Below are 12439 nucleotides of genomic sequence, written 5' to 3' on the forward strand. Positions count from 1 at the left end.
AGCCTGCCTCAGCGGTGGCGGGCGAGCAGGCCGCGCGCGGCCGCGCTGTGCTCCGCGATGAGCTGCGGCACGTCGAGGCCGACGATCTGCCCGTCGACGACGCGCCAGGCTCCGCCCACCATCACCCGGTCGGCGCGCTCGGCGCCGCAGAGCAGCAGGGCCGCGAGCGGGTCGTGGCTGCCCGAGAAGCGCAGCTCGTCGAGCGTGAACATCGCGAGATCCGCCTGCTTGCCGGGTGCCAGCACGCCGATGTCGCTGCGTCCGAGCGCGCGCGCCGACCCCTGGGTCGCCCAGTTCAGGGCGTGCTCGGGGGTCACCGCGGCGGCGCCGTAGCGCAGACGCTGCAGGTAGAGGGCCTGACGCACCTCCATCATCATGTTGGAGCCGTCGTTCGACGCGGATCCGTCGACACCGAGCCCGACGGGGACGCCCGCCGCCTCGAGCTCCACGGCCCGCGCAATGCCCGAGGCGAGCCGCATGTTCGAGGTGGCGCAGTGCGAGACCGCAGTGCCGGCCGCGCCCAGGCGCGCGATCTCGGCGTCGTCGAAGTGGATCCCGTGGGCGAGCCAGGTGCGGTCCGAGAGCCAGCCCACGCTGTCGAGGTAGTCCACGGTGCGCAGGCCGAATCGCTCGCGACAGAAGTCCTCCTCGTCGATGGTCTCGGCGAGGTGCGTGTGCATGCGCACGTCGAGCCGCTCCGCCAGGGTCGCCGTGTCGCGCATGACCTCGGTGGTCACCGAGAACGGCGAGCACGGCGCGAGACCGATCTGCACGAAGGCGCCGTCGCCGCGCTCGTGGTACGCACCGACGAGGCGCTCACTGTCGGCGAGGATCACGTCGGCGTCCTGCACGGTGCTCTGCGGGGGCAGGCCGCCGTCCTTCTCCCCCAGCGACATGGATCCGCGGGTCAGGGTCGCGCGCATCCCGAGGCGCTTGACGACGTCGACCTGCACGTCGATGCCGTCCTCGAGCCCGTTCGGGAAGAGGTAGTGGTGGTCGGCGGCGGTGGTGCAGCCGGAGAGCAGCAGCTCGGCGAGCGCGGCGGTGGTCGCCAGCTCGAGGTCGCGGGGGGTGAGCCCCGCCCAGACGCCGTACAGACCCTTCAGCCACGGGAACAGCTCGGCGCTGACCACCGGCGTCCAGGCGCGGGTGAGGGTCTGGTAGAAGTGGTGGTGCGTGTTGATCAGACCCGGGATGATCACGTGCCGCGAGGCGTCGTAGACCTCATCGACCGGCTGCGACGGGGATCCGCCGGCAGGCACCGCCTCGAGGATCGTGGATCCGGCGACGACGATGCCGCCGCGGGCGTCGGCGGTGTCGCCGGTGTGGATGACGAGCGGGTTCTTCAGCCAGACGGTGCGAGTGGATTCGGACATTGAGCAGACTCCCTGTGGGTGAGGCGGAGCCGGGATCCGGCCCCGCGGGGGGCCAGCTCAGTGTTGACCTGTCTGCTGATCCAGGTGCGTCCCCGTCGGCGGAGACGTTCCACATCTATCACGAGGCTTCGAAGCGGGTCAAGACTTTTCCGGATCCTGGACCGAGGATTCCAAGATGCGGATCAGTCGAGAACGGGAGGGCGACCCCGGCGATCGGGCGAGCCCGCGTTTCCCCCCTCCCCAACGCCTTTCCCTCCCCTGGGCGACGCGCGCCAGGGGAGGGAAAGGCGGCCAGGGGAGGGAAAGGCGCAGAACCGGGGCCAGCGCCTCAGTGCGACGGGTGCTCGACGGCGACCTCGTTGCCATCGCGATCGACGATCTTGCCGTCGATGATCGAGTCGCCGTCCTCGAACGCGTCCAGGTACGCGACCGGGATGCTCCGGGTCGGTGCGGAGACGAAGGCGTTCTTGCGCTTGGCGCTGCCGAGGTGGTTGAACAGCAGGTTCAGCAGGATCGCGGTCACCGCGGCCGAGCTGATGCCCGAGTGGAAGATCGTCACGAACCAGGCCGGCATCTGGCCGTAGATCGACGGGACCGCGATCGGGAGCATGCCCACCGCCAGCGAGGTGGCGACGATCACGAGGTTCATGTTGTCCTTGTACTCGACCTTGGCGAGCGTGCGGATACCCGACGCGGCCACGGAGCCGAACAGCACCAGGCCGGCACCGCCGAGGACGGGCGACGGGATGGCGCCGACGACGCGGCCGAGCACGGGCAGCAGACCCAGGATGACGAGCACGCCGCCGCCGGCGGTGACCACGAAGCGGCTCTTCACACCGGTGATGGCCACGAGGCCGACGTTCTGGGCGAACGCGGACTGCGTGAACGTGCCGAAGATCGGGGAGACGGCACTGGAGAGCATGTCGGCGCGCAGACCCGCGGCGATGCGCTTGGAGTCGACCTTGGTGCCCACGATCTCGCTCACGGCCAGGATGTCCGCGGTGGTTTCCGTGAGCGTCACCAGGATCACGATGAACATCGAGATGATGCCGGCGATCTCGAAGGTCGGCAGGCCGAAGCCGAAGATCTGCGGCAGGGCGAAGATGTCGCCCTCGCCGACCTTGCTGAAGTCGGCCTTGCCGAGGAAGATCGCGACGATGGTGCCGAGCACGATCGAGAGCAGGATCGCGAGACGCGAGATGGCGCCGACCGGGATCTTGCTGAGGATCAGCACGATCACCAGGGTGATGCCCGCGAGCATGAGGTTCTCGGGCAGGGCGCCCTTGGCCGCATTCGCGCCCTCTCCGGTGCCGACGATCCAGCCGGCGGCGACCGGCAGGAGGCTGAGACCGATGGTCGTGATCACGGTTCCGGTCACGACCGGGGGGAAGAACCGGATGACGGTGGCGAACACCGGGGCGATGATCAGACCGATCACCGACGCGGCGATGACGGATCCGAACACCGCGGGCAGCCCGCCGCCGCTGGTGACGATCGCCCCCATGGTGGCGACACCCGCGAACGAGACGCCCTGCACGAGCGGGAGCTGCGAACCGAAGAACGGGACGCCGACCGTCTGCAGGATCGTGGCGAGACCGCCCATGAACAGGCACGCGGCGATGAGAACGCCGATCTCGGCGGGCTTGAGGCCCGCGATCTGCCCGATGATGAGCGGCGGGGCGATGATGCCGCCGTACATCGTGAGCACGTGCTGGATGCCGTAGCCGATGGTCGCGCCGATCGGCAGTCGCTCGTCCTCGGGGCGGACGAACTCCTTCTTCTGCTTGGTAGTCAATTCGACCTCTTCGTCGGGTGCAGGCACCGGGTGAGCCGAGCGCCGGCCGGCATGCAGCGCCTGTGCGGCGATACGGTGCGGGCGCTCCGTCCGCCTCGCGAGCGGGGCGGATGCTGTTGGTCCAGGTGCGTCTCCGGCTCTGGAGACACCCTCAGGCTAACGGGGGCACTCGTCGAGAGTCAAGACTTTTTTCCGAATCTCGGATTGTACTTTCCGTTATGCGGATATCTGTACCGGCGAGTGATTCCCCGGAGAGCGCGAAAAAGGGGCCCGGATCAGGGAGATCCGGGCCCCTGTCGCGATGGGGGCCGCGGGTCAGTCGTCGAGCAGCTCGGCCTCGATCGTCTCGTCGTCCGGGCCCGCGTCCGACTCCCGCGACGCCGTGGGCCCGTCGCTGGTGAGCACCAGGGAGGATCCGTCCGCCGCCACATCCACCCGCACGACGTCGCCGTCGTGCACGCGACCGGACAGCAGCGCAGAGGCGAGCCGGTTCTGCACCTCGTTCTGGATGAGGCGCCGCAGCGGCCGCGCCCCGAACACCGGGTCGTAGCCGCGCTCGGCGAGCCAGGCGCGCGCATCCGGGGTGACCGCGAGGGTCAGCCGGCGATCGGCGAGCCGTCGCTGCAGCTGGTCGATCGTGAGCTCGACGATCTGCGCGAGGTCGTCCTCGGTGAGGGCCTGGAACATCACGATGTCGTCGAGACGGTTGATGAACTCGGGCTTGAACGCTTGCCGCACGAGCGCCATCACGGCCTCGCGCTTCTCGTCGGGCGAGAGCGTCGGGTCGATCAGGATCGGGGATCCGATGTTGCTCGTGAGGATCAGGATGACGTTCGAGAAGTCGACCGTGCGGCCCTGCCCGTCCGTGAGGCGACCGTCGTCCATGACCTGCAGCAGCACGTCGAACACCTCGGGGTGCGCCTTCTCGACCTCGTCCAGCAGCACGACGCTGTAGGGACGCCGCCGCACGGCTTCGGTGAGCTGACCGCCCTGCTCGTAGCCGACGTACCCGGGAGGGGCGCCGACGAGCCGCGAGACCGAGTGCTTCTCGCCGTACTCCGACATGTCGATGCGCACCATGGCGTGCTCGTCGTCGAAGAGGAACTCGGCGAGCGCCTTGGCCAGCTCGGTCTTGCCGACGCCGGTGGGGCCGACGAACAGGAAGGAACCGGTCGGGCGGCCGGGGTCGCTGATACCGGCGCGCGAACGGCGCACCGCGTCGGAGACGGCTGTCACCGCTTCCTTCTGACCGATCAGGCGGCGGCCCAGCTCGCGCTCCAGGTGGAGGAGCTTCTCGCTCTCGCCCTGCAGCAGCCGGCCCACGGGGATCCCGGTCCAGGCCGCGATCACCGCGGCGATGTCCTCGTCGGTGACCTGCTCGTTGACCATGCGCGGCTCGTCGCTGACGGCGTCCGCCTGGCGCTCGGCCTCGGCGAGCTGCGCCTGCAGCTGCTTGATGGTCTCGTACTCCAGCTTGGACGCCTTCACGTAGTCCGCGTCGCGGAGGGCCCGGTCGCGCTCGGTGAACGCCTCGTCGAGACGCTTCTTGAGCTCGCCCACGCGGTTCAGGCCACCGCGTTCGCGCTCCCAGCGGGCCTCGAGTCCGGCGAGCTCGGCCTCGGCCTCGCCCATCTGCTCACGGAGCTTCGCGAGGCGCTCCTTCGAGGCCGCGTCCTTCTCCTTCTTCAGCGCGAGCTCCTCGAGCCGCATCCGGTCGACCGACCTCTTGAGCTGGTCGATCTCGACGGGGCTCGAGTCGATCTCCATCTTGAGCCGGCTCATGGCCTCGTCGATGAGGTCGATCGCCTTGTCCGGCAACTGGCGGCTCGGCAGGTAGCGGTTCGACAACGAGGCGGCCGCGACGAGTGCGGAGTCGCTGATGGTCACGCCGTGGTGCGCCTCGTAGCGGCCCTTGAGCCCGCGCAGGATCGCGATCGAGTCCTCCACGGAGGGTTCGCCGACGTAGACCTGCTGGAAGCGCCGCTCGAGCGCCGCGTCCTTCTCGATGAACTCGCGGTACTCGTTGAGAGTGGTGGCGCCGATGAGGCGCAGCTCGCCGCGGGCGAGCATGGGCTTGAGCATGTTGGACGCGGCGACGGATCCCTCTCCCCCACCCGCGCCCATGAGCACGTGCAGCTCGTCGATGAAGGTGATGACCCGGCCGTCGGACTCGGTGATCTCCTTGAGCACGCTCTTCAGGCGCTCCTCGAACTGGCCGCGGTACATGGCGCCGGCGACGAGGGCGGAGATGTCCAGCGACACCAGCTCCTTGTCCTTGAGCGACTCGGCCACGTCGCCGGCGACGATGCGCTGCGCGAGGCCCTCGACCACGGCGGTCTTGCCGACGCCGGGCTCGCCGATCAGCACCGGGTTGTTCTTGGTGCGGCGGGTGAGCACCTGGCTCACGCGGCGGATCTCCGCGTCGCGCCCGATCACCGGATCGAGCTTGCCCTGCCGGGCGCGATCGGTGAGGTTGATGCCGAACTGCTCGAGCGCCGACTGCTGCTCGTCCTGCTGTGCCGTCTGAGGGGTGGCCATTCGTCCTCCTGGGTTCTCCTTGCGTCTGTGGCGGAAGAGCCGGAACCGATCCGACTCTTCAAAGTTGAGTTGATACGGCTCAAGTTTATCGGACGGGCCACGGCAGGGCAAGGGCCGAGGCACGCGAAAAGGCCGGCCCGATCACAGGGATCGGGCCGGCCTTTCGCGTTCGGACCGCAGGCGGATCCATAGACGGATCCGCCGACGATGTCGGACGCCGTTGTCCGCACACCGTCGACGAGCTCTCCCCCGTCGAGTCGTCCCCGTCGACACGGACCTCGGCTCGTGCGGACGGGGACGACTCGGTGGCGGGACGGGGTGTCAGTCCTCCTCGACCATGCCCCGGCGCAGGAGGCGTCCGCGCGGGTTCTCGAAGTCGATCGGCGTGCCGTGCAGGTAGGTCTTGCGGACCCGTCCGGCGAGCGCCTTGCCGTTGTAGGGGGTGAGCGGGTTCTTGTGGTGCAGCTTGGTCACGTCGACCACGTAGGCGTCATCGGCGGCGAAGATCGAGAAGTCCGCGTCGTAGCCCGGCGCGATGCGCCCCTTGCCCGTGAGACCGGCGAACTGCGCCGGCTTCTCGCTCATCCACCCCACCACGGTCTCCAGCGACAGACCGCGCTGGCGCGCTTCGGTCCAGATCAGCGAAAGGCCGAGCTGCAGCGAGGCGACGCCGCCCCAGGCCACGGCGAAGTCGCCGTTCTCCAGGTCCTTGAGGTCGAGCGTCGAGGGCGAGTGATCCGAGACGATGAAGTCGATCGTGCCGTCCTCCAGGCCCTGCCAGAGCAGCTCCCGGTTGCCGGCTTCGCGGATCGGCGGGCAGCACTTGAAGGCGGTCGCGCCCAGCGGGATCTCCTCCGCGGTGAGCGTCAGGTAGTGCGGGCAGGTCTCGACCGTGAGCCGGATGCCGTCGTGCTTGGCCGAGCGCAGCATCGGCAGCGCGTCCGAGGAGGACAGGTGCAGGATGTGCGCGCGGGCGCCGGTCCAGCGGGCGCGCTCGATGACCTCGGCGATCGCGAGGTTCTCCGCACCGCGCGGGCGCGACGCGAGGAACTTGGCGTAGTCGTCGCCGTCGGGCTTGGGCGCGCGGTCGATCGCGCGGGAGTCCTCCGCATGCACGATCATCACGGAGTCGAAGGTCGCGAGCTCGCGCATGTCCTTCTCGAGCTCGTCGGGATCCAGCGGCGGGAACTCGTCCACCCCGCTGTGCAGCAGGAAGCACTTGAAGCCGAAGGCTCCGGCGTCATGCAGCCCGCGCAGCTTCTCGGTGTTGCCCGGAACGGCCCCGCCCCAGAAGCCCACGTCGACGTGCACCTGGTCGCGGGCGACGGCGCGCTTGATGTCCAGCGCGTCGGTGTCGATCGTCGGCGGGATGCTGTTCAGCGGCATGTCCAGGATCGTCGTCACACCTCCCGCCGCGGCGGCCTTGGTCGCCGAGGAGAAGCCCTCCCACTCGGTGCGGCCGGGCTCGTTGACGTGCACGTGCGTGTCGACCAGCCCCGGGATCAGGGTCTCGTCGTCGGCGAGCTCGATGATCTCGTCGCCGACGAGGTTGTTGCCGAGGGGCTGCATCGCGACGATCACGCCGTGCCGCACCCCCACCTCACGGGGTCGGATCCCCGAACTGGTCAGGACCCGCTCGCCGCGGATCACCAGGTCGTAGTGCTCACCGGTCGGGTCGAGCGAGGCGTGTTCTTCGGTCTCCTGGGACATGTCCGCGGATTCCCTTCTGCCGGCGACGTCGTCGGCGTTGTGAGGTGGTTTGAGGGGTGGTTGTCGGGTTCTTCGATTGTGCTCCGGAATCAGCGCGCCGTCGCCGGGAACCCGGTGACGCGCTTCGGCCGGGGCGAGGCGTAGGTGCGGACCTTGGAGGTGGTGAGCCCGAGACGCACCAGGCTCTCGGCGACCTGCACGGCGGCCTGCACCCCGTCCACGACGGGCACGCCGCAGAGTTCGACCACGCGGTCCTTGAGCTCCGCCATGCCGCCGCAGCCGAGCACGATGACCTCGGCCCGGTCGATCTCGACCGCCTTCTGCGCCTCGGCGGCGATCGCCTCGACCGCGCGCTCGGGATCCGACTCGAGTTCGAGCACGCTCATGCCCGACGAGCGCACCGACGCGCAGCGGTCGTGCAGACCACCGAGGATCAGCCGGTCCTCGATGAGCGGCACGGTGCGGTCGAGCGTGGTGACCACGGAGTAGGAGCGCCCCAGGAACATGGCCGTGGAGGCCGCCGCCTCGGTGATGTCGACCACCGGAACGGTGAGCAGCTCCTGCAGCCCCTCCCGTCCGTGCTCGCCGTAGCCGGCCTGGATGACCGCGTCGTACTCGCCCTCGAAGCGCACGACCTTGTCCATGACCGCGATCGCGGCGAGGTAGCTCTCGAAGTTGCCCTCGCAGCTCTCGGCGCCGAAGTCGGGCGTCAGGCCGATGATCTCCGTGCCCGGTGACGCGACGGCCCTCGCCGCCTCGGCGATGGCGTCGGTCATCGCCTCGGTGGTGTTGACGTTCGCGATGAGAATGCGCATGGGTGTTGTCCTCGTCGGATCTCAGTGGCCGGCCTTGACGGCGATCTCCGCGCCGTCGACGTCGTGGAAGGGTCCCCTGCGGTCGGCGATGATCGCGTAGATGATCGCCGCGGATCCTGCGGCGACGAACCACGAGAAGTCGCTGACCGTCTTGAACACGGGCAGGAAGGTGAACAGCAGGGCGATCGCACCCGAGATCACCAGGGCGATGATCGCGCGGGGGTTGAAGCCCTTCGCGTAGGCGTACTCGCCGATCGGCGAGTCGGAGTACAGCTGCGGCACGTTGATGCGCTGCTTCTTGATCAGCCAGTAGTCGACCATGATGATGCCGAACAGCGGGCCGAGCAGGGCGCCGAGACCCCCGAGGAACACGCCGATGACGACGGGCGAGTTGTACATGTTCCACGGCGTGATCACGATGCCGATGACGGCGGAGATCAGTGCCGCGCGGCGGAAGTTCAGATGCCGCGGGAACAGGTTGTTCAGTGCGTACGTGGGCGCCACGAAGTTGGCCATCAGGTTGACCGCGATGGTCAGCGCGATGAGCGCGAGCGAGGCGAGCACGAGCAGGAACGTGTTCGGGATCGCGGCGACGACCTCGGACGGCGACGTGATGAGCTTCCCGTTGATGCTGAAGCTGCCGCCGGTGAGCACGACCACGATCACGCCGAAGAAGAGCATGTTGATCGGGATGCCCCAGAAGTTGCCCTTGACGATCGCTCGCCGGGACTTCGCGCCGCGGGTGAAGTCGCAGAAGTTCAGCACGAACGTGCCGTAGATCGAGACCCACAGCGAGGCGGCGCCGAGCATCTTGATCCACACGTCGGCTCCGGTCGCCGCCTCGGTCGGCGCCCAGTTCACCTGGAAGCCGGACTGCACCAGCACCCACACGGCCAGGATCACGAAGGTGGCGAGGATGATCGGGCCGGCGAAGGCCTCGTACTTGCGGATCATCTCCATGCCGTAGCTGACGATGACGACCTGGATGATCCACAGGGCGACGAAGGTGATCCAGCCGAGGGCCGACAGGCCGAGGAAGGATCCGGACTGCATCTCCTTCACACCGGGGAAGATCGCGATCAGCACGACCTGCAGCACCTGCGAGGCCAGATAGGTCTGGATCCCGAACCAGGCGATCGCGACACCGCCGCGCAGCAGCGCCGGGATCTGCGCGCCGTGGATGCCGAACGCGATGCGGCTCATCACCGGGAACGGCACGCCCGTCTTCTCCCCCATGAAGCCGGAGAGGCTCAGCAGCAGGAACAGGAACAGTGCGCCGAACGCGAGCGCGCCGAGGATCTGGCCGCCGGTCAGGCCGAGCGAGAACAGGCCGATCGCGAAGGCGTAGTTGCCGAGGCTGTGCACATCGTTCGCCCAGAGGGTGAAGATGCTGTACGCGCTCCAGTGCCGGCTCTCGCGGTTGGTCGGCGCCAGGTCGCTGTTGTACAGGCGCGGGCTGATGCCCGCCTGCACCGCGAACACGCTGGAGGGCGCCTCATCGAGCCCCTCGGACGCCCGACTCGGGACGTGGACGTAGTCGTTGGATGTCATTGTGATTTGAACCCCTCTCGACGGCGACAGTGCCGTCGACACTAGATTTCACAATCCGGAATACCGATTTCGGATGGAGATATCGTCGCTCTCCGTCGGGGCCGTAGCAACATCGTTTGCATAATTTGGATCGGCTCCCGGGCGCCCGCGCCATCGATCCCCGCAGCCCCGCGATCACGAGGACGGTTCAGCTCCGCTGCGGCCGTCCGGTCGAGGCGCGCTCGACCAGATCGAACTCGAGCCGCAGGTGCGACGTGAGCGGTGCAGCGCTGCTCAGCCGACGCTCCAGCAGCCGCGTCAGCTGCGACGCCCAGATCTGCATGTTCGCCTTCATCGCCGTGATCGGCACCACCGCGCGCTCGGCGATGACGCTGTCCATCATGTTCGCGACGAGGACGTCGTCGGGCACGCGGAGCCCCCGCGACCGAACCGCCTCGATCGCTCCCACCGCGAACACGTCCGAGGAGGTGAGGAACGCGTCGGGCGGCGTCGGCGTGCGCAGCAGCGACTCGGCCGCCGCCGCTCCGCCCTGCTGTCCGCGCACCGGCTCCAGCTCCCGCACCAGCACGGGCAGCCCCCGTGCGCGCATCTCCTGGACGTAAACGCCGGCGATCGACTCCAAATACGTGTTCTGCGTCGACCCCACGATCAGTGCCGGGCGCTGCGCCCCCCGCTCCAGCAGGTGCTCGAGGAGGGTGCGCGCATTGGCGACGTGATCGGCACTGATCCACCACGGGAAGTCGTCGTCGTCCGGATCCCGATCCAGCGTCACGGTCGGGATGTCCCGCTCGATGAGCGCACGGAGCACCTCGTCCCCACGGCGGGGGTGCAACAGCACGAAGGCGTCGAGCCGGCCGACCTGAGCTCCGATGTCGTCGAGCGTGAGGAAGGAGGAGACGGAGAAGCCGGCGCCCAGCAGAGCCACCAGCACCGCACCGGCGACGGAGGTGAAGGCGTCGGAGCCGGACGCGAATCCGGGGATGGCCTCAGGCGGGCGCAGCAGGAGGCCGACGGTGCGCTGTCCGGCATCGCGCTCCATCACGAAGCCGAGGTCGAAGGCGGCCTTAAGCACCGCGGCCTTCGTCGCGGCCGACACCGGGCGATGCCCGCTGAACGCATGAGAGGCCGTCGTCGGCGAGACGCCGGCGAGGGCGGCCACATCACGCAGAAGCGGTCGCTCGCTCATCTGTCCACCTCGCTTGCGAGACCGTCCACCTCATCGTCGAGATCGTCCACGACATCCTCGGGATCGTTCCCCGGGCTCCGATCCTACGCGGACGGGGACGAGCGCGGCGGGGTGGACACGGGGCCGTTGAGCGAGCACCGAGCGACGGCGAGGAGCGAGACGAACGCGGCGATCTCGCGAGGGCACCGCGTTTCGTCTCGGTCTGCGTTTCGTCTCGGGCGCTGCGCGTCCTCGCTCGACGACCATCCGTCGTCCTCGCGCAACGACCCCGGGGGTGAGGAGCGCGAACGGCGGGCGCTCAAACGGCGACGAGCTCGCCGACCTCGGCTCCGATGCGACGGCCCACCTCGGTGAGGAGAGCTGTGGCCTCGGCCATGCTGCGGGCCGGATCCGGCTCCAGCTCGCTGAGCGCATAGACGCGCTCGAATCCTGCCGCCCTGGCCGCCTCGGCGCTGAGCGTGGAGCGCCCGCACACCGCGACGACCGGGATGCCGGCCGCGCGTGCGGCCGCGGCCACGCCGAGCGGGGTCTTGCCGCCCAGGCTCTGGTCGTCGAGGCTGCCCTCGCCGGTGATGACGAGGTCGGCCCTGGAGTCGCCGGCGCCGAGCGCCTCGGCGAGCCCCGTGAGGCGCTGCACGACCTCGACGCCGGGCTCGCGCCGGGCACCGAGAGCGGCCAGCGCCGCATAGCCCACGCCGCCGGCGCCGCCCGCTCCGCGCAGCGTCGTGGCGGCGCGGATGCCGGGCTGCTGCTCCAGCAGCGCGGCGTAGCGCGCCAGAGCCGCGTCGAGCACGGCCACGTCCTCCGGGCTCGCCCCCTTCTGCGGGCCGAACACCGCCGGAGCGCCACGCTCGCCGAGCAGCGGGTTGTCGACGTCGCTCGCGAGCACGATCTCGACCCCGGCGAGACGCGGATCCAGATCCGTCACATCCACCTCGGCGACGCGCGCGAGCGCCCCGCCGCCTCCGGGCAGCTCCTTCCCGTCGGCGTCCCGCAGCGAGACGCCGAGCGCCTGCAGCATGCCCGCGCCGCCGTCGGTGTTGGCGCTGCCGCCGATGCCGAGCACGATGCTGGTCGCGCCGTGGTCCAGCGCCGCCGCGATCAGCTCACCGGTTCCGCGGCTGGTGGCGCCGAGCGCGTCCTTGACGCCACCGGGCAGCTGGTCGAGTCCGCTCGCCGCGGCCATCTCGATGATGGCCTGCGCACCCCGCACGCCGAAGCGCGCGGCGACGGGCCGGCCCGTGGGCCCCGTCACCGTCGCGGTGACCGCCTCGAACCCGGCAGCGAGGGCGGCGTCGACCGTGCCCTCCCCGCCGTCCGCGACGGGGACCGCGTCGATGGCGGTCCCCGGCGCGGTCGCGGTGATCCCCGCCGCGAGCGCGGCGGCGACCTCCGGGCCCGTGGCGGAGCCCTTGAACTTGTCCGAGGCGATCAGGATGCGCATGGTGGCCTTTCTACTTCCGGCTCG

8 protein-coding genes are annotated in these 12439 nt (G+C 69.5%); all 8 read right to left on the bottom strand.

What is annotated here, in order from left to right:
* Positions 1 to 8 precede the first annotated feature (8 nt).
* Positions 9 to 1376: an 8-oxoguanine deaminase gene (locus tag ACFWCK_RS13615; RefSeq protein WP_378806351.1), complete on the bottom strand. Its 1368-nt coding sequence runs from the start codon at positions 1374 to 1376 to the stop codon at positions 9 to 11.
* 328 nt (positions 1377 to 1704) lie between these two features.
* Positions 1705 to 3171 carry a nucleobase:cation symporter-2 family protein gene (locus tag ACFWCK_RS13620; RefSeq protein WP_378806352.1) on the bottom strand — a complete coding sequence of 489 codons (1467 nt, stop codon included), beginning with the start codon at positions 3169 to 3171 and terminating at the stop codon, positions 1705 to 1707.
* Positions 3172 to 3486: 315 nt separating this feature from the next.
* Entirely contained in the window at positions 3487 to 5709 is a 2223-nt protein-coding gene (locus ACFWCK_RS13625) for an ATP-dependent Clp protease ATP-binding subunit (RefSeq protein ID WP_378806353.1), read from the bottom strand.
* A 321-nt stretch (positions 5710 to 6030) separates the two neighbouring features.
* The gene (gene allB / locus ACFWCK_RS13630; protein ID WP_233311800.1) at positions 6031 to 7419 is read right to left on the bottom strand and encodes an allantoinase AllB; all 1389 of its coding nucleotides are present in this window, start codon (positions 7417 to 7419) and stop codon (positions 6031 to 6033) included.
* Positions 7420 to 7508: 89 nt separating this feature from the next.
* Positions 7509 to 8234 (bottom strand): aspartate/glutamate racemase family protein, encoded by a 726-nt coding sequence (locus ACFWCK_RS13635; RefSeq protein WP_233311801.1) that lies wholly within the window; start codon positions 8232 to 8234, stop codon positions 7509 to 7511.
* 21 nt (positions 8235 to 8255) lie between these two features.
* The gene (locus ACFWCK_RS13640) at positions 8256 to 9785 is read right to left on the bottom strand and encodes an NCS1 family nucleobase:cation symporter-1 (RefSeq protein ID WP_378806354.1); all 1530 of its coding nucleotides are present in this window, start codon (positions 9783 to 9785) and stop codon (positions 8256 to 8258) included.
* 187 nt (positions 9786 to 9972) lie between these two features.
* Positions 9973 to 10971 (bottom strand): LacI family DNA-binding transcriptional regulator, encoded by a 999-nt coding sequence (locus tag ACFWCK_RS13645; protein ID WP_378806355.1) that lies wholly within the window; start codon positions 10969 to 10971, stop codon positions 9973 to 9975.
* Between the two features lie 298 nt (positions 10972 to 11269).
* Positions 11270 to 12415, bottom strand: coding sequence for a glycerate kinase (locus tag ACFWCK_RS13650; RefSeq protein WP_378806356.1), 1146 nt, complete (start codon positions 12413 to 12415; stop codon positions 11270 to 11272).
* Between the last annotated feature and the right edge of the window lie 24 nt (positions 12416 to 12439).

This window comes from Microbacterium sp. NPDC060117 (assembly GCF_042729315.1).
GTDB lineage: Bacteria > Actinomycetota > Actinomycetes > Actinomycetales > Microbacteriaceae > Microbacterium.

Excerpts from the sequence above, each read along its gene's own strand:
- ACFWCK_RS13615 (WP_378806351.1), bottom strand. The coding sequence starts at position 1,376 with ATGTCCGAATCCACTCGCACCGTCTGGCTGAAGAACCCGCTCGTCATC.
- ACFWCK_RS13625 (WP_378806353.1), bottom strand. The coding sequence starts at position 5,709 with ATGGCCACCCCTCAGACGGCACAGCAGGACGAGCAGCAGTCGGCGCTC.
- allB (WP_233311800.1), bottom strand. The coding sequence starts at position 7,419 with ATGTCCCAGGAGACCGAAGAACACGCCTCGCTCGACCCGACCGGTGAG.
- ACFWCK_RS13635 (WP_233311801.1), bottom strand. The coding sequence starts at position 8,234 with ATGCGCATTCTCATCGCGAACGTCAACACCACCGAGGCGATGACCGAC.
- ACFWCK_RS13640 (WP_378806354.1), bottom strand. The coding sequence starts at position 9,785 with ATGACATCCAACGACTACGTCCACGTCCCGAGTCGGGCGTCCGAGGGG.
- ACFWCK_RS13645 (WP_378806355.1), bottom strand. The coding sequence starts at position 10,971 with ATGAGCGAGCGACCGCTTCTGCGTGATGTGGCCGCCCTCGCCGGCGTC.
- ACFWCK_RS13650 (WP_378806356.1), bottom strand. The coding sequence starts at position 12,415 with ATGCGCATCCTGATCGCCTCGGACAAGTTCAAGGGCTCCGCCACGGGC.